Source organism: Thermoanaerobacter mathranii subsp. mathranii str. A3 (assembly GCF_000092965.1).
Classification (GTDB): domain Bacteria; phylum Bacillota; class Thermoanaerobacteria; order Thermoanaerobacterales; family Thermoanaerobacteraceae; genus Thermoanaerobacter; species Thermoanaerobacter thermocopriae.
The window spans coordinates 853,470-871,183 of the sequence record NC_014209.1 but is presented as its reverse complement, the minus strand read 5'-3'; the positions used below and the strand labels follow the sequence as shown (position 1 = coordinate 871,183).

18 protein-coding genes and 1 pseudogene are annotated in these 17,714 nt (G+C 33.5%); 10 read left to right on the top strand and 9 right to left on the bottom strand.

The genetic code is table 11. The features are described 5' to 3' along the window. Window positions 1-9 precede the first annotated feature (9 nt). Window positions 10-261 carry a YkuS family protein gene (locus TMATH_RS04145; protein ID WP_013150090.1) on the bottom strand — a complete coding sequence of 84 codons (252 nt, stop codon included), beginning with the start codon at window positions 259-261 and terminating at the stop codon, window positions 10-12. Window positions 262-493: 232 nt separating this feature from the next. Between TMATH_RS04145 and TMATH_RS04140 the strand changes: the two genes are divergently transcribed. Further along, on the top strand, window positions 494-1,399 hold the full coding sequence (locus TMATH_RS04140) for a M23 family metallopeptidase (RefSeq protein WP_013150089.1): 906 nt from the start codon (window positions 494-496) through the stop codon (window positions 1,397-1,399). Window position 1,400: 1 nt separating this feature from the next. Further along, on the top strand, window positions 1,401-1,799 hold the full coding sequence (locus tag TMATH_RS04135) for a bactofilin family protein (RefSeq protein WP_013150088.1): 399 nt from the start codon (window positions 1,401-1,403) through the stop codon (window positions 1,797-1,799). A gap of 22 nt (window positions 1,800-1,821) precedes the next feature. On the opposite strand, the gene pdxR is transcribed toward TMATH_RS04135, so the two are convergent. Further along, window positions 1,822-3,255, bottom strand: a complete 1,434-nt coding sequence (pdxR, locus tag TMATH_RS04130; RefSeq protein ID WP_013150087.1) for a MocR-like pyridoxine biosynthesis transcription factor PdxR — start codon at window positions 3,253-3,255, stop codon at window positions 1,822-1,824. A 132-nt stretch (window positions 3,256-3,387) separates the two neighbouring features. Here pdxR and iadA point away from each other — a divergent pair. Continuing rightward, window positions 3,388-4,564, top strand: a pseudogene (iadA, locus tag TMATH_RS04125) (beta-aspartyl-peptidase). Between the two features lie 20 nt (window positions 4,565-4,584). On the opposite strand, the gene TMATH_RS04120 reads toward iadA, so the two are convergent. From TMATH_RS04120 to TMATH_RS04110, 3 genes are all read right to left on the bottom strand, one after another. Beyond that, a complete protein-coding gene (locus tag TMATH_RS04120) occupies window positions 4,585-5,157 on the bottom strand; it encodes an ANTAR domain-containing response regulator (RefSeq protein WP_013150085.1) in 573 nt (190 codons plus the stop codon). Between the two features lie 20 nt (window positions 5,158-5,177). Then, window positions 5,178-6,512: a type I glutamate--ammonia ligase gene (glnA, locus tag TMATH_RS04115; protein ID WP_013150084.1), complete on the bottom strand. Its 1,335-nt coding sequence runs from the start codon at window positions 6,510-6,512 to the stop codon at window positions 5,178-5,180. Window positions 6,513-6,670: 158 nt separating this feature from the next. Continuing rightward, entirely contained in the window at window positions 6,671-6,952 is a 282-nt protein-coding gene (locus TMATH_RS04110) for a hypothetical protein (protein WP_012994867.1), read from the bottom strand. Window positions 6,953-7,072: 120 nt separating this feature from the next. On the opposite strand from TMATH_RS04110, the gene TMATH_RS04105 reads away from it, so the two are divergent. From TMATH_RS04105 to dapD, 7 genes are all read left to right on the top strand, one after another. Beyond that, complete coding sequence (locus tag TMATH_RS04105; protein ID WP_013150083.1) at window positions 7,073-8,824, top strand: ABC transporter ATP-binding protein; 1,752 nt, start codon at window positions 7,073-7,075, stop codon at window positions 8,822-8,824. 13 nt (window positions 8,825-8,837) lie between these two features. Beyond that, a complete protein-coding gene (locus TMATH_RS04100) occupies window positions 8,838-10,643 on the top strand; it encodes an ABC transporter ATP-binding protein (RefSeq protein ID WP_013150082.1) in 1,806 nt (601 codons plus the stop codon). 44 nt (window positions 10,644-10,687) lie between these two features. Next, window positions 10,688-11,503, top strand: a complete 816-nt coding sequence (locus tag TMATH_RS04095; RefSeq protein ID WP_012994864.1) for a hypothetical protein — start codon at window positions 10,688-10,690, stop codon at window positions 11,501-11,503. 152 nt (window positions 11,504-11,655) lie between these two features. Next, a complete protein-coding gene (locus TMATH_RS04090; protein ID WP_013150081.1) occupies window positions 11,656-12,645 on the top strand; it encodes an aspartate-semialdehyde dehydrogenase in 990 nt (329 codons plus the stop codon). 13 nt (window positions 12,646-12,658) lie between these two features. After that, the gene (dapA, locus tag TMATH_RS04085; protein ID WP_013150080.1) at window positions 12,659-13,552 is read left to right on the top strand and encodes a 4-hydroxy-tetrahydrodipicolinate synthase; all 894 of its coding nucleotides are present in this window, start codon (window positions 12,659-12,661) and stop codon (window positions 13,550-13,552) included. Then, window positions 13,552-14,307, top strand: a complete 756-nt coding sequence (dapB, locus tag TMATH_RS04080) for a 4-hydroxy-tetrahydrodipicolinate reductase (RefSeq protein ID WP_013150079.1) — start codon at window positions 13,552-13,554, stop codon at window positions 14,305-14,307. The genes dapA and dapB overlap by 1 nt, the downstream gene beginning before the upstream one ends. A 6-nt stretch (window positions 14,308-14,313) precedes the next feature. Beyond that, entirely contained in the window at window positions 14,314-15,030 is a 717-nt protein-coding gene (gene dapD / locus TMATH_RS04075) for a 2,3,4,5-tetrahydropyridine-2,6-dicarboxylate N-acetyltransferase (RefSeq protein ID WP_013150078.1), read from the top strand. A 26-nt stretch (window positions 15,031-15,056) separates the two neighbouring features. Here dapD and TMATH_RS04070 read toward each other — a convergent pair whose 3' ends face one another. The 4 genes from TMATH_RS04070 to TMATH_RS04055 all read right to left on the bottom strand — a co-directional run bounded on the left by TMATH_RS04070 (window position 15,057) and on the right by TMATH_RS04055 (window position 17,629). Next, on the bottom strand, window positions 15,057-15,584 hold the full coding sequence (locus TMATH_RS04070) for a cob(I)yrinic acid a,c-diamide adenosyltransferase (RefSeq protein WP_013150077.1): 528 nt from the start codon (window positions 15,582-15,584) through the stop codon (window positions 15,057-15,059). Window positions 15,585-15,620: 36 nt separating this feature from the next. Then, entirely contained in the window at window positions 15,621-16,268 is a 648-nt protein-coding gene (locus tag TMATH_RS04065; protein WP_012994858.1) for a single-stranded DNA-binding protein, read from the bottom strand. A gap of 115 nt (window positions 16,269-16,383) precedes the next feature. Beyond that, window positions 16,384-16,923 (bottom strand): UDP-N-acetylmuramoyl-tripeptide--D-alanyl-D-alanine ligase, encoded by a 540-nt coding sequence (locus tag TMATH_RS04060; protein WP_013150076.1) that lies wholly within the window; start codon window positions 16,921-16,923, stop codon window positions 16,384-16,386. 97 nt (window positions 16,924-17,020) lie between these two features. Further along, window positions 17,021-17,629, bottom strand: a complete 609-nt coding sequence (locus TMATH_RS04055) for a cell wall hydrolase (protein WP_013150075.1) — start codon at window positions 17,627-17,629, stop codon at window positions 17,021-17,023. Between the last annotated feature and the right edge of the window lie 85 nt (window positions 17,630-17,714).

The following is a 17,714-nucleotide window of genomic DNA, read 5'->3' as shown; positions in this document are numbered from 1 at the left end:
ACCTATAACTTATAATCTTTTTATACTTTCTTCTACATCAAAAGGAGTCATCCCCGTCGCATCTATTACCGAAACATTTGTCAAAACATCATCTATGCCTAACATATTTCTACTTTGCCCCGTTATGACTATAGCATCATAGGCATTTAAATCACTTTTTTCTGAAAGAGTTTCTTTTAATTCTACAACCTCATATCCTTTTTGCTTTAAATAATCTTTAATATTGGAAAGCTGACTTTCTACTGCAATTCTTTTTCCCATCTCAACACCTCCTGTGATTCATTCAAATAGTAGTATTCTCCACATCGATTATTTTATACCTATAACTGTTTCTCCGACTAAGAAACTAACAAAGATAAAAGCCACATTACTCCTAAACCAAAAAAGAATTTATCATAACATTATAAAAATTTAAAATTTGATTTTTTAGCAGGATTTTGATACATTTGTATAGAATAAATATAGTTGTCCATTTTTTAGGGTGGAGGTACAAATGAAAAAGAGAAAAGATAAATATCTCAATATTATGATTATTCCTGATTCAACTCAGCAAATCAAAAACTTTAAAATCTCTATTCCCCTTATAAAAACAGTAGTAATACTAGCTTTTTCAATAATTATGGCTGCTACAGCTTTTTTAGTTTATTTTAGTAAAACAACTTTTTATTTATACAGTGTGATAGCGGAAAAAGAAAAAAAAATCGAGCAATTAACTTCCCTTATAGAAGAACAAGACAAAAAAATAGCTACTTTAGACAAAAATGCTCAACTGGTCAATGAAAAAATTAAAGGCTTAAACGAATTAGAAGAAAAAATAAGGCGCATGGTTGGATTATCAACTCCTACTACAAGCCGTGGCAGTATAGCAAGAGGTATTAGATCCGATGCTAACATTTCCTACGATAATGAAACAACTGCCGAGCTTATTTCACAAATAGATCAAAAAACACAAGATTTACAGGACCTTATTTCAAAAGTAGCAGCCCGACTTGATTATCTAAATTCAATACCCAGTGCTTATCCAGTATATGGTACAGTAACCTCCCTTTTTGGAACAAGAAAGTCTCCTTTTGGCTCTGGAACTGAATTTCACGCCGGAATGGACATATCTGTACCTACAGGAACTCCAGTAAAAGCCGCTGGAAAAGGTGTAGTTACATATGCAGGATGGTTATCAGGATATGGTAAGGTAGTAATCATAGACCATGGGTATGGGATTCAGTCCGTATATGGTCATAATTCTGAAATTCTTGTCAGAGTAGGCCAAAGTGTAAAAAGAGGCGACATAATAGCAAAGTCAGGGAATACCGGAAGAAGCAGTGGCCCTCATGTTCACTTTGAGATTAGAGTAAATGGCAATCCTGTAAATCCAATGAAATATCTCGCAAAGGAGAATTGATATGTTTCAAAAAAAAGAACAAATTGTAGAAGTTAATCCAGACAAAATTGACACCGTCATAGGAAAAAATTCAGCTTTTGAAGGCACAATTAAATCAGAAGGAACTTTAAGGATAGATGGCAATTTTACAGGTCAAATAGAAACAAAAGGCAATATTGTAATAGGTGAGTCAGCAAAGATAGAAGCTAATATAAAAACTGATAATATAATTATTTCAGGCGAAGTAAAGGGAAATATATTTGCCAAAGGCCAGCTACAACTTACTTCTAGTGGAAAACTTTATGGAGATATAGAAGTACAAAACTTGATAATTGAAGAAGGAGCTATTTTTGAAGGAAAGTCTAAAATGACAAAGTCTTCTCCTTCGGATTTTAGCAAAAAAACTGACCAAACAAAATAAAAAGGCCATCTTACGGCCTTTTTTATATTATAGGAAGATATATTCCGTTTTCATTAGATTCTCCTTCTAAAACCTCTTTCAGTATATCTACCCCCTTATCTATCTCCTCCAACTCACAAGAGGCAAAACTTAATCTCATAAAATTGGTCTCTTTTTTTATTGCAAAAAACATATCCCCTGGAACTATAAGTAAATTTCTCTCTAAACATTTAGAATACAAATTTTTAGCAGAAATATTGTTTTTAAGCCTTAACCAGTAGTAAAAACCTCCTTTAGGATATTCAAATTCTACATAATTTTTTAACATCTGAAGTCCATTACCCATATTTTCAAACCGTTTTTTCATTACTTGCTTTATTTCCTCAATATGATTTTTCCAAATATTTTCTCTAAGATATAAATCAAAGGCTCTTTGCATCAAACCTGAAGTAGATAAATCTGTCACATATTTTGCTTTTAGGAAACTGCTTACTAGCCTTTGTGGAGCAATTATAAAACCTAACCTCAAACCCGGCATGTATATTTTTGAGAAGCTTTTTATATAAATGACTCTGTCATATTTATCATAAGCTTTAAGTGGCAATATCTTTTCTTCAGTAAAGCTTAAATCACTGGCAAAATCGTCTTCTAAAATATAAGTTTCATATTTTTCTGCCAACTCTATCAGTTTCTTCTTTTTTTCCTCACTGTATACAATGCCGGTAGGATTATGAAAATTAGGTATTGTATATACGAACTTTGGCTTAAATTTCCTTAACTTATCCTCCAATTCCTCTAAATTTATTCCATCTTTTTCTAAATCTACTTCTAAAATCTCTGCTCCTCTCGATTCAAAAGAGGCTAAAGCCCACGAATAAGTGGGTCTTTCAACAATTATGCTATCTTCAAAATTTATTAACGCTTTTGATACTACATCTATACCTTGCTGTCCCCCAGAAATTACTTGTATATTTTCAACATCAGTAAATATTTCATCTTTTTTTACAAATTCTTTTATAGATTCTCTTAATGGTTTATATCCTCTCGTGTCTTGATACTCAAAAGCATATCCTCCATCTCTTCTCAATACTCTATTGATTAAATCGCCAAAATCCTCCACTGGAAAAAGCTCTGGATTTAAAGAGGAAGAAGCAAAATTTATAATTCCTTTCTTTAATGGAATTTCTCCTTGGTCTGTTAATTTAAAGCTTTCATCAAGGTCCTCCTCTTTTTTTATATCTTCACAGACATAAGTACCGCTTCCCACCTTAGTATATACATACCCATTTTGTTCTAAAAGCTTATAAGCATTTATCACTGTAATATTGTTTACCCCCAACTCCTTTGCAAGGCTTCTTATAGTGGGAAGTTTATATCCACTTGGCAGGCTGCCATTCTCTATAAATCTCTTTATTTGACTGTATAACTGAATATATAAAGGCACATTTTTACTTTTATCAATTGTTATTTTATTCATATCCATCCCTCACAAAATTGTATCGCTACAATTATTATACCATTATTATGACAAAAATTCTTTCTAATTTTAAAATGTATTATAATGGATTGGAAGAAAAAATAATATAAAGAAACCAAATGAGGTGAGATCATGTTTTTACTTTTAAAAGGTGGAGAAGTTTACTCTCCTCAGCCTTTAGGTAGAAAAGATATTTTAATCTGCAATGGAAAAATAATAAAAATTGCTGATGAAATAAAACCTATAAAGGAATTTGGAAATGTAGAAATTGTAGATTTACAAGGCTTTACCATAGTTCCAGGTTTCATTGACCAGCACGTCCACATCGCAGGAGGCGGTGGAGAAGGAGGACCAGTCACAAGGACACCTGAAATAACTCTATCTGATATTACAAAAGGTGGAATAACTACAGTTGTAGGCCTCTTGGGAGCAGATGGAATAACCAGAAGCATGGCTTCTCTTCTTGCAAAAGCAAGATCTTTGGAGCAAGAAGGTATAACTACTTACATATATACCGGTGCTTATGAACTTCCTACACGCACTTTAACAGGAAGTGTAAGGTCAGACTTAGTTTTAATCGACAAAGTAATAGGTACTGGAGAAATCGCCATTTCGGATCACAGGTCTGCACAGCCAACTATTGAAGATTTGACAAAACTTGCTGCAGAAGCAAGAGTTGGAGGTCTTTTAGGGGGTAAACCTGGAATAGTTCACCTGCATGTTGGAGATGGAATAAGAGGATTATCTCCCTTGTTTGAAATAGTAGAAAACACTGAAATACCTATTACACAATTTGTTCCTACTCATATAAACAGAATAGGACGTTTGTTTGAACAAGGATTAAAATTTATAGAAATGGGTGGCGTAATTGACCTTACTTCTGATATAAAGCCGGACGCCCATACAAAAACTGCTTTAACTCCAAAAGAAGCAATTAAAAAAATCGTAGAAAGCAAATTACCTATAGAAAAAGTTACTATGAGCTCTGATAGCAATGGTAGCATTCCTGTATTTGATGAAAATAAGCGATTGGTTAAGGTTATGGTAGGAAGCGCACAAACTCTATACCGCGATTTAAGAGAAGTTATAGTGGAAGGAATACTGCCAATAGAACAGGCAATTAAAATAATAACAGAAAATGTAGCAAAAGTGTTGAATTTATATCCAAACAAAGGGTGTATCAAAGAAAAATCAGACGGGGATATAGTAGTATTAGATGGCAATTTAAATATTCATTCTGTTATTGCAAAAGGAGTATTCATGATAAAAGATAAAAAAAATAGTAAAAAAAAGCATGTTTGAAGAATAAAAGAGGCGGTCTCACCCCTCTTATTCTTTATATTCTTGTAATATCATTTCAGCTATTATCTCCATTGGAATAGACAAATCCATGCTCATCTTTCTCATAATTTTATAAGCTTCGTCTTCGCTTAATCCTTTAGTTTTCATAATATATCCTTTTGCCTTTTCAATCTTTTTCCTCGCTTCAAGTTCATGCTTTAATTTTTGAATTTCCTCTTTCATGTTCCTAAACTTTTTGTAATTTTCTATCACAAATTCAACTGTCGACAAAAGTACCCCTCTATCTACTGGTTTTAATAAATAAGAAAATACAGAATATTTTCTTATTTCATCAAGAAAATCTCTTTGAAGAGTAGAAGTCATCAAAATTACAGGTGCTATGTCATCTTCATTTATAATACGTCCCACTTCATAGCCATTTATATTGGCAAGATTCAAATCCGCTATAACTAAATCAGGAGCGAGAGCGCGACAAAGCCTTATAGCGCTTCCGCCATCTCTCGCTTCATAAACTAGATGTCCATTTGCCAACAATACATTTTTTATAAACTGCCGTGACAAATCACTGCTGTCTGCTAAAACAATTCGCCATTGGCCCATCGAGACACCTCTAATTTAACTTAGAATTTAGAAAGATATTGATCTAGTTCCCACTGAGTAACGTATATTTTGTACTCATCCCATTCTGCTCTTTTAGCCTCCAAAAATTTTGTATACACATGATTGCCTAATGCTTTTTTTATAACTTCATCCTTTTCTAACTCGTTTAAAGCTTCTTCTAAAGAACCTGGCAGTCTTTCAATTCCTAAGCTTTCTAATTCTTCTTTATTCATATGATATATATTTGCATTTACAGGTGGTGGCGGTGTTATATTATTCTTTATACCATCTAATCCTGCTGCCAATGCAACAGCCAAAGCAAGATAAGGATTGCTGGTTGGATCAGGACTTCTAAGTTCTATCCTTGTAGACTCCCCTCTTTTGGCAGGAATTCGTATTAAAGGGCTTCTATTTCTTGCAGACCAAGCAATATTTACAGGAGCTTCATAGCCTGAAACTAGTCGCTTATAAGAATTAACAATAGGATTAGTAATAGCTGTCATAGCTTTTGCATGTTTTATAATTCCTCCTATATAGTTATAACATACTTTACTTAACCCTAGAGGGTCAGAAGGGTCATAAAAAGCATTTTTACCATCTTTTGTTAGTGACATGTTCATATGCATTCCAGACCCTGCAATGCCAAAAACCGGCTTGGGCATAAAGGTAGCGTGCAACCCATGTTTTTGAGCAATAATTCTTACCACCATTTTAAAAGTCATCACATTGTCAGCAGTAGTTAACGCATCGTCGTATTTAAAATCTATCTCATGCTGTCCAGGCCCTACCTCGTGATGGGATGCTTCAATTTGAAAGCCTAATTGTTTTAAAGTTGATACCATTTCTTTTCTCGCACTTTCTCCTAAATCTACAGGTGCCATATCAAAATAACTTGCGTTATCTTGTGTTACCGTCGTGAAGTTACCTTTTTCATCTGTCAAAAAGAGATAAAACTCGCATTCAGGCCCTACATTAAATTGATAACCTAATTTCTTCGCCTCTTCTAAATTTCTTTTTAAAACATAGCGAGGGTCTCCTTCAAAGGGAGTTCCATCGTAATTGTAAATATCACATATGAGTCTTGCCTCTACACCAGAGTTAGTCCTCCATGGGAAGATCACAAACGTATCAGGATCCGGCCTTAAATACATGTCTGATTCTTCGATTCTCACAAATCCGTCAATTGAAGATCCGTCAAACATAATTTCATTGTTGAGAGCTTTATTTAGTTCTTCTACTGGGATAGAAACATTTTTCATGACTCCAAAGATGTCACTGAATTGAAGATGTACATATTCCACTCCATACTCATTTGCCAGTTTTAAAACATCCTCTTTGCTATATTTTTTACCCATAATCTTCCTCCTCTAATAAATTAAGGGCGCACTCAAATAGGGTGTCACTACCCATTTGAAGACGCCCTTGCCTTCCCACTAAATCATTATTAAATTTTCACTAAGAAATATTATATCACATTTTTTTCACAGTGCAATACAGTTTTAATAATTTTTTTCTATTTTTTCTCTACTAGTATGTCAATACCATCAATCCAGCCAGAAACTACATTGAAAAGCCATGCTCCAAAAGCACTAACTATAGAAAAAATTATTCCATAAACTATTCCGCCAATGAGGCCGCCAATTATTCCTGCGCCAAAAGCTCCAAAACTGCTTGCAAAAAGTCCACCAAATAAGCCACCAATAAGTCCCAGAATTAGGCCTATCACAATTCCGTAAATTAAAGTAAATTTAAAAACCGATAAAACGGATATTTTTTTAAGTTTATAATTCCACATCTACACCCCTCCTTTTTTGAAATTATAAAGATTTACGTTATAATTATATTACATTTAAAAATAATTATTATATTACATTTAAAAATAATTATGCCTGTTTGTAGTTTTAGGGGGGATTTTATGAAAAGTTTTGCAACAGTTATCCCATTTATAAAAAAACACAAGTGGAATTACATAATAGGTATAATTTTTTTATTAGCAGTAGACATACTTCAAATGATAGTTCCCCATTTATTAGGTTCAGTAACTGATTTATTTAAAAGTAAAGACTTAACTCCAAAGGTATTGTTAACGTATTCTTTTTGGATAATAGGTATAGCTATTTTGGTATTTGCTTTTAGATTTATTTGGCGTATGAAAATAATGGGATTGTCAAGGCTTTTGGAAAAAGAACTAAGAGAAAAACTTTTTTTTAAATTACTTGAGCTTTCACCACAATATTATAACGAACACAAAACAGGTGATTTAATGGCTCATGCTACAAATGATATCAACGCTGTAAGAATGGCACTAGGACCTGGAATCATAATGTCAGTAGATGCCTCATTTTTAGCTATATCTATAATACTTATAATGATATTTACAATCGATCCAAAACTTACTATTTTAGCCTTACTGCCCTTACCCGTTATTGCACTAATAGTTACTCGTTTTGGCAAAGTCATTCACTCAAGATTTTTAAAAGTTCAAGAGGCTTTTTCCTCTTTAACAGATAAAGTTCAAGAAAGCATATCTGGCATAAGAGTAATTAAAGCTTTTGTTCAAGAAAAAGAAGAAATAGAAAACTTTAGAAAAGAAAATCTAAAAAACTTTAAGGCAAATATGGATATGATTAAAATCTGGGGATTATTTGACCCTACCGTTCAATTTTTAGCAGCATTAAGTTTTACAATAGCTTTGCTTTATGGTGGAATACAAGTTATAAAAGGAATAATCACTTTAGGTGATTTTGTAGCATTTACCAGCTACTTAGGAATGCTTATCTGGCCTATGATGGCATTTGGCTGGGTAATAAATATTTTTCAGAGAGGTTCTGCCTCCATGGAAAGGCTAAATATAATTTTCAGTGAAGTACCTGAGATAACAGATAATTACGCTGATCCAAATATTACAACAATTGAAGGAAATATAGAAATAAGAAATCTCACATTTTCTTATAAAAAAGGCTTACCTCCTGTTTTAAAAAATATAAACATAAGCCTTCCAAAAGGAAAAACTCTAGCTATAATAGGCAAAACCGGTAGTGGTAAAAGTACTCTTGTAAATTTACTTGCAAGGCTTTATAAAGTACCGCAAGATACCATATTTATTGATGGGCACGACATCAACGAAATACCCTTAAAAGTTCTAAGACAAAGCATTGGTTTTGTCCCTCAGGACAATTTTATATTTTCAGATACTATAGCCAATAATATAGCCTTTGTCAAGGTAGAATCTCTAGAAAAAATACAAGAATTTGCTACAATGGCAGATGTCCATAAAGATATAATGGATTTTCCGCAGCAATATCAAACAATTGTAGGCGAAAGAGGAGTAACTCTCTCAGGCGGTCAAAAGCAAAGGATAGCTATCGCAAGGGCTTTAATAAAAGAACCAAAAATCCTCATTTTGGACGATAGCCTCTCTGCTGTAGATACAAACACAGAAGAAACCATATTAAACAATTTACGCGAATATATGAAAAATAGAACAACTATAATTGTCTCTCATAGAATCTCTACTATAAAAAACGCTGATGAAATCATAGTATTAGATAATGGGGAAATAGTTGAAAGAGGAACCCATGAAGAGCTTATTAAGCTAAAAGGTCTTTATCACAGTATTTATGAAAAACAGCAAATGGAAAATGCAATATTAAACGAAGAGATTTAAGGCGGTGATAAAGGTGGAATATCAGCAAGAAGAAGTAATGACCAAACCTTTTGACATCAAAATAATGAAAAGGCTTTTGAGATACGCTAAACCTTACTGGTTATACATTTTTATAGCAGCTGTAAGTATACTTTTAGTAACAGCATCAAACCTTCTACGACCATACCTCGTCCAAAAAGCCATTGATAACTATATAAATAATCCTAACATTCCTAAAGTAGAAGCAATAAATGGCGTTACACATATAGGAATTTTGTATTTAATAATCATAACTGTAGCCTTTATCATAAATTATGGACAGATTTATTTGATTCAATACACAGGTCAAAGAATAATTTTTAACTTAAGGCAACAAATATTTGAACATATACAGAGTTTATCATTATCATTTTTTGATAAAAACCCTGTAGGAAGATTGGTAACACGTGTTACAAACGACACAGACACTTTAAATGAAATGTACACAAGTGTCATAGCAAATCTTTTTAACGACATCTTTATAATATTAGGAATAATCATTGCCATGGTAAGTTATAATGTAAAACTTGCATTAATCAGCCTCTCAACTACTCCGTTAATTATTGTAGGAATGTACATATACAGAAAATTAGCTTCGCAAGCTTATAGACTTGTAAGAGTTCGCCTTGCCAAAATAAATGCTTTTCTTTCAGAACACATAAGTGGAATGAAAATTGTACAACTTTTTGTAACAGAACATAAAAAAAGCAAAGAATTTGAAAAAATAAATAAAGATTATTATAACGCTAACATGAGGCAGCTTACAATTTTTGCAATATTTCGTCCTTCTATAGACGTAATATATTCTTTAACTTTGGCTCTTTTGATCTGGTATGGTGGAAAAGATATAATATCTCGCAAAATTGAATTTGGCGTACTTTACGCTTTTGTAAATTATCTGCAACAAATGTTTCACCCAATTTTTGATATATCAGAAAAATATGATATACTTCAATCGGCAATGGCTTCAGCAGAAAGAATTTTTATACTTTTAGATACAAAAGAACAAATAAAGGACCCTGAAGAACCTATTCCTTTAGAAGACATACAAGGAAAAATAGAATTTAAAAATGTCTGGTTTTCTTACAACGGAAAAGACTGGGTATTAAAAGATGTAAGTTTTGTGGTCAATCCTGGCGAGACAGTAGCACTTGTAGGGGCAACTGGAGCAGGAAAAACCTCTATAATAAATCTCTTAAGTAGATTCTATGACATACAACAAGGAGAAATTTTAATTGACGGAATTGACATAAGAAAAGTAAGGCAACAAGATTTGAGAAAACATATAGCCGTTGTATTGCAGGATGTCTTTCTTTTTACAGGAGATATTAAATCAAACATAAGACTAAGCAACAAAAGCATAACAGACAACGACATTTACACGGTAGCAAGATATGTAAATGCTCATCACTTCATAAAAAAACTTCCAGAAGGCTATGAGTCAAAAGTGACCGAAAGAGGCTCTACTTTGTCAGCCGGTCAAAGACAGCTTTTAGCTTTTGCAAGAGCTTTGGCCTTTAACCCTAAAATACTCGTATTGGACGAGGCAACAGCAAATATCGACACAGAGACAGAAATGCTCATACAGGATGCTTTAAAAAAGCTCACAAGAGGTCGCACTACTATTGCAATAGCCCATAGATTATCAACCATACAGCATGCAGACAAAATAATCGTACTTCACAAAGGGCAAATCAGAGAAATGGGCACTCACAACGAACTTTTGCAGAAAAAAGGTTTATACTACAATTTGTATATGCTGCAGTACAAAGACCAATTAGTAGAAAGAAAAGCTAACTAGAATACTAAAATTTAAGATGGACATACTATTTTTGAGGTGATAGTATGAAAAAATACTCTAAAATAGTATGTACCATTTTTATTTTGTTGCTTTTATTCAACTTGTCAGGTTGTAAAAATAAACAACAAAATAAACCTCAAAAAAAGCCTCAAACAAGTCAAAAAACAGAAGTACCAAAAGAACTATCTAAAATAGAAAAAGATATAGAAAAAATAATAAAAGAAGCACAGAAAATAAAGGAAAAACCGCAAAGTGATCAAGAAAAACAAAGTGATAAAGAAAAAAAAGATAAAAAGGAAGAGGATAAAAAAGCACTAAAGAAAACTCCTGAAGATAAATCTTGGGAAGAAATTAACAAAGCAATAAAAAATATTCATACAGATTGGAACTCATTAACTCCTTTAGTTACCAAAAAAGGAGCAAACTTAAATCTAATAAATAGTATGAGTGCTGCTATAAATGACCTTACCGTTGTAGCAGATAAAAAATCAAAAATTGATGTTTTAATATATGCAAATAATGTGTATAAATATATTCCTGATTTAGAAGACCTCTTTCAAACAGACACACCTACTGACATAAAAAGATTAAAATTTTACGCTCAAGATATCGCTTTTAAAAGCGAAGTACAAAAGTGGGAAGAAATTTCAAAAGATTTGATAGATATAAATTCTGTGTGGCAAACCTTAAAGCCAAAACTTCCTAAAGAAGCAAAAAATCCAGCTGACAAATTTGAAGTAGGAGTTACCGAATTACAAAAAGCAATAAAATCTCAAAATAAAGTTTTAACTAAAATAAAGACAGAAGTACTTCTACAAGATATAAAATCTCTTGAAAAATCTGCAAAGTCTAAAAAGTAATAACTACTTTTTAGGCTTTTTGTTCATCTGTAATCCTTATTTTATTGACTTCATATAATAATAATGATATATTTTAAATTAAATAAACCTGCTTTAATCCAGCGTATAAATGAAATATTGTCATAATCTTAGAACTTTAGAGGAGGATAATAATGGGAGTTAATGTAGCAATTGTAGGAGCTACCGGAATGGTAGGTAGGACTTTTCTTAAGGTAATGGAAGATAGAAATTTCCCAGTTGACAAACTTTACTTATTTGCTTCTTCCAAATCTGCTGGTCAAAAAATCACATTTAGAGGTAATGAATACATTGTAGAAGAACTTACTGAAGAAAGTTTTAAAAGAGACATTCAAATAGCTCTTTTTTCTGCTGGTGCAACTATAAGCAAGCAATTCGCTCCAATAGCTGCTTCTCATGGCGTAGTCGTAATTGACAATTCCAGCGCTTGGAGAATGGATGAAAATGTACCCTTAGTAGTTCCTGAAGTAAATCCTCAAGACATATCATGGCACAAAGGAATAATAGCAAATCCTAATTGCTCTACCATTCAAATGGTAGTTCCTTTAAAGCCTCTTCACGACAAATATAAAATAAAAAGAATAGTGGTATCCACCTATCAAGCAGTGTCGGGAGCAGGTAAAAAAGGTGTAGATGACCTTGAAAGGAGTTTAAAAGGAGAACCATGCCAAGTATTCCCTCACCCTATTGCAAACAACTGTATTCCTCACATTGATTCTTTCGCACCAAATGGATATACAAAGGAAGAATTAAAAATGATAAACGAAACCAAGAAAATCATGGGAGATAGTTCAATAAAGGTATCTCCTACAACAGTAAGAGTACCTGTTGCAAACTCTCACAGTGAATCTGTCAATGTAGAATTTGCAAGGCCTTATGAAATGGAAGAATTAATAGAGGTCTTAAAACATGCTCCAGGAGTTGTTGTACAAGACGATCCTCAAAATAATATTTATCCTCTTGCAACTTATGCCACAGGAAAAGATGAAGTTTTTGTAGGCAGAATAAGAAGAGATGAAACAGTCTACAGCGGTGTGAACATGTGGATTGTAGCTGACAACATAAGAAAAGGGGCAGCTACGAACGCCGTTCAAATAGCGGAACTTTTAATTAAAAATATGTGAAAGGAGAATAATTATGCCTGTTTTTAAAGGGTCAGGTGTCGCTATTGTTACCCCATTTAACGAAGAAGGCGTAAATTTCGAAAAACTTGGAGAGCTTATTGAATGGCATATCAAAGAAGGAACTGATGCAATCATCATATGTGGTACCACTGGTGAAGCCTCTACAATGACACAAGAAGAGCAACAAGCGGCAATTAAATTTACCGTTGAAAAAGTTGCCGGAAGAATACCAGTAATTGCAGGGACCGGTTCTAACAATACAGCCCATGCCGTTGAAATGAGTGAATATGCTCAATCTGCAGGTGCTGACGCTCTTTTAGTTATAACACCCTATTACAACAAAACAACACAAAAGGGATTAGTGGCTCATTTTACTGAAATAGCAAGACACGTAGATATACCTATTATTATTTATAATGTCCCAAGCAGGACATCTCTTAATATGTTGCCAGAAACTTATCTTGAATTAAGTAAACATGTAGACAATGTAGTTGGAGTAAAAGAAGCCAGTGGTGACATTGTACAAGTAGCTGAAATTGCCCGTATTATGGGTAAATCTTTCGAAATATACTCAGGAAATGACGACCAAGTAATACCAATAATGTCTTTGGGTGGCTTAGGCGTAATCTCTGTCACGGCAAATATAATCCCGGCAAAAATACATGAGATGACTACCGCTTATTTAAATGGGGACATAGAAAAGGCAAGAAACATGCAATTAGAACTTAATCCTTTGAATAAAGCACTTTTCATAGAAACAAACCCTATTCCTGTAAAAACTGCTATGAACTTAATGGGATTCAACGTAGGACCTTTGCGCCTCCCACTTGTTGAAATGAGCGATAAAAACTTAGAATATCTGAAATCTGTTCTTTCAAAATACGGTTTATTGAAGGAGGCAAATTAATGATTAGAATAATAATTCACGGCTGTAACGGAAAAATGGGAAAAGTCGTAGCAAAGTTAGCAGCAGAAAACCCCGATTTTAAAATAGTAGCAGGAGTAGATAAAAACCTCTCTCCTCTTGAATTTCCTGTTTACAGCGATTTAAAAGATGTAAAAGAAGAAGCGGATGTAGTAATTGACTTTTCATACCATGAAGCTGTACCTAATTTAGTAAAAGCCGCTCTACAAAAGAAACTTCCTGTAGTCATTGCCACAACAGGACTCAGTGAAGAAGAACTAAATGTCATAAAAGATGCATCAAAAGAAATACCAATTTTCAAATCTGCCAATATGTCCCTTGGAGTGAATATTCTTATAAACCTTGTAAAAGAAGCTGCAAAAATATTGCAGCAAGATTTTGACATAGAAATAATAGAGAAACATCACAATATGAAAAAAGATGCTCCAAGTGGCACTGCGTTAATGATTGCAGATAGCATAAACCAAGTACTAAATGACAAAAAAGAATACGTGTATGGACGCCATACTAAAACTGAACAGAGAAAAACGAATGAACTAGGGATACATGCAGTAAGGGGCGGCACAATTGTGGGTGAACATCAAGTAATTTTTGCAGGTCACGATGAAGTAATCACCATAAGTCACTCTGCCCAATCCCGCGAAATTTTTGGCTATGGTGCCCTACACGCTGCAAAATTCATAATAGGTCAAAAACCTGGGTTATATAGCATGGAAGACCTTGTAAAGAAAGGATGATAGTATTTGAGTACAAATGATAATTTAACAAATCCTTATGAAATTGCAAGATACATTAAAGAGGCAAAAAAGTCAACGCCCGTTAGAGCTTACATACAAGGGAATATAGAAATTATAGAAACCGAAGAAGTAGAAGTATATGGCTGTGATAACTTTAAAGTCATTTTTGGAGAACTAGATGTCGTGGAAAAATTGATTGAAGCAAACAAAGATAAAATAAAACATTATCATCTAGAGTATGATCGCAGAAACTCTGCAATTCCTTTACTGGATATTAAGCATCTTGACGCGAGAATAGAACCAGGTGCAATAATTAGAGATAAAGTCAAAATAGGCAAAAACGCTGTGATAATGATGGGGGCAGTGATAAATATAGGTGCAGAAATTGGTGAAAATTCTATGATAGACATGAACGCAGTAATAGGCGCTAGAGGAATTATAGGCAAAAACGTCCACGTAGGAGCTGGAGCTGTAATAGCAGGTGTATTGGAACCTCCTAGCAGCGTGCCGGTCGTACTTGAAGATAACGTACTTGTCGGAGCAAATGCAGTCATATTAGAAGGAGTAAGAGTAGGCCATGGCGCAGTTGTAGCAGCAGGTTCAGTGGTGACAGAAGATGTACCACCTAACACAGTAGTCGCAGGAGTTCCAGCTAAAATTGTAAAAGTAGTAGATGATAAAACTCGTGAAAAAACAAAACTCATGGAAGACTTAAGAGGTTAATTAAAACACCCGATTTTTCGGGTGTTTTAGTATTCTATACCGTATCTTGCTGGTATTCCCTTTTCAAATGGATGTTTAATTGCTTTCATTTCTGTAACCAAATCGGCCCTTTCAATAATTTCTTGAGGAGCACTTCTACCTGTCAAAACAAGTTCCATCTCTTTAGGTTTCATATCTATTAATTTTAGCACATCCTCTACAGTGTACATCTTGCTATGTATTGCCGCCATTATCTCATCTAAAATAAGGACATCACATTTTTTGTTTTTAAGCACCTCTACTACAAAATCATAGGCTTTTTTCATGTCTTCCGCGAGGATTTTTTTCTCTTCTTCAGTCAATGTCCAAAAAAATTTATTTGTGGACTGAAACCTAAAAACCTTAAAATTCTCAATATTTTTAAGTGTATGAAGTTCTCCTGTATCTGCTCCTTTTAAAAATTGTACCATATATACTTTAAATCCTCTTCCCACTGCCCTTATGCCAAGACCAATAGAAGCGGTAGTCTTCCCCTTGCCGTCTCCAGTATAAACTTGTATAAGTCCTCTTTCCAAAATTCATTCCTCCTTTTGTCCTCCGTTACTCCCATTCTAACTCTTTTGCAATTCTTTTTCAACCACTTCCATTCTCGTAATAGAAACCTCATAAGCTACCTTTGTAGCCACTTCATCGCCCAGTTTTTTCTGGTATTCCCTACTCTGTACTCTTCCCCACAAGCGTATACGATCCCCTATTTCCAACTTCTCAGAAAACCTCGCATTTCTCCCCCACGCTATAACAGGTATGTAATCAGATTTGTTATAAGGCCTATTTACAGCAATTAATAAATCGGTTATTTCTCTTCCTAAAGGAGTAGTTCTATAAACAGGTTTTTTACAAATAAAGCCATCCAAAAAAATTTCATTCGGATTTTTTACTATTTCCTCTTCTGACAATGCCATTATATCTCGAGCAAATATGGTTAAAATCAACTTATTTTTCCCCTCTTCTGGTGATTTCCTATTGTAAGACCTTAATTGCCCTTCAATCTTTATCCTTGTACCAACCTCTAAATTCATGCCTTCAAATAAACGGTTAGAAATAGTAACAGGAAGATAATCTTTCGTCTCACTCAATCTTGGAACTTCCAAAATAAAATTAAAAAATTTTTCCCCATATAGTTGATGGCTATACTCTAAATCAGTAAAAATTCTCCCCACCACTACAACTACGTTGTTCTCCAAAAAGTTGCCTGCCATGTGTTCACTCTCCCCTTCCCCTTATGTATCTTCTAAAAATATATATTAAAATTAGAAAGCATTTATGACAGATAGTAAAAGGTAATTTCTAAAATTAATTTTTAAAAAATTGCCACTATCCACTATCTTTAAAGGTTTTAACTACATTTTGTATATCTTTTATTTCATTTCCTAAAATCAATAATACAGTTATTACAAACAATGAGTCATATATATTATACTGTTCAGAAACTTTTATTTCAACAGGTATTTCCAATGGTTCTATTAATTTACCCTTTAAATTAAAAAAAGCCCTTTGTACGCAATAATTAAATTCATAGCCCTCTTCTTCATAGGATATTGAAGAAGCAGTAATGGAAGATTTTGGATTCAAACCGCATGTTATAAGGGTAGAATTTATTCCTTTTGCAAAGAGTTTATTTGATAGCTCATCATCTCCATTTGTTATTATAATACTGCTTGGAAAGCTATAAATATAATTTTTTAACTTGTTAAAATCTTCCTCGTTGAAAATATCAGAAATAATCAAAATATCTGCTCTCTCATTATAATTTTTTAACTGTCCTATTACTGTTTCTTTAGAATTTACGCAGTAGGATAAAAATCTTATAAGCAAACTTTTTTCCGAACTTCCTCCTACAAAAATATATACCATATGATCAGCTCCTATTTTTAGTGCTATTCTTATTCTTTTACAAAAGTAAAATTTTATAATGTAAAATACGTGCAATATAGAAAGGCGTCCTGCCTTTCTATATTGCAAACCAGTGGTTCCCTATGACATTCGTAATTGTCCTTGTCCATATCCACCAAGAAGTTGAAGTAGCCGGATTGAAAAAGTATAGTGCTCCACCCGTTGGGTCCCATCCAGCTAAAGCTAAATCTGCCGCTTTAAAAGCTGTAAGGTCAGGCTCGTGATTGAAAAACTCGCCATTTGTTATAGACTCAAAAGCATCTGGCTGATATATAACTCCTGCTACAGTATCTGGGAAAATATTACTTTTTACTCTATTCAAAATTACCGCACCTACAGCTACTTGGCCTTCCAAGCTTTCTCCTCGAGCTTCAGCATAAATCATTTTTGCAATTAAATATCTATCAACAAGATAATTGTAATAAGCAGTGTTTACGTTTACTGGCACAACTAACTTTTCACCTGGATATATCAAATCACTCCATTTTCCATTTACCTCTTTTATGCTATTTACATCACTTCCATACCATTTAGCTATTAAATATAGCGACTCACCTTTTGAAACAACGTGGATTTTGTCGTAAGCGTATGCCAAAGTAATTCCTCCAAAAATCATAACAAAAATCATTAAAGATAGGAGAGTAATTTTCAAAATTCTATTTTTCATCGCGGATTTCCTCCTTTCTATTCCGTTACCGTAATAGCAGGAGTTAATTCGATTACAATTATAAACTTTTGTATCAATCCTGTCA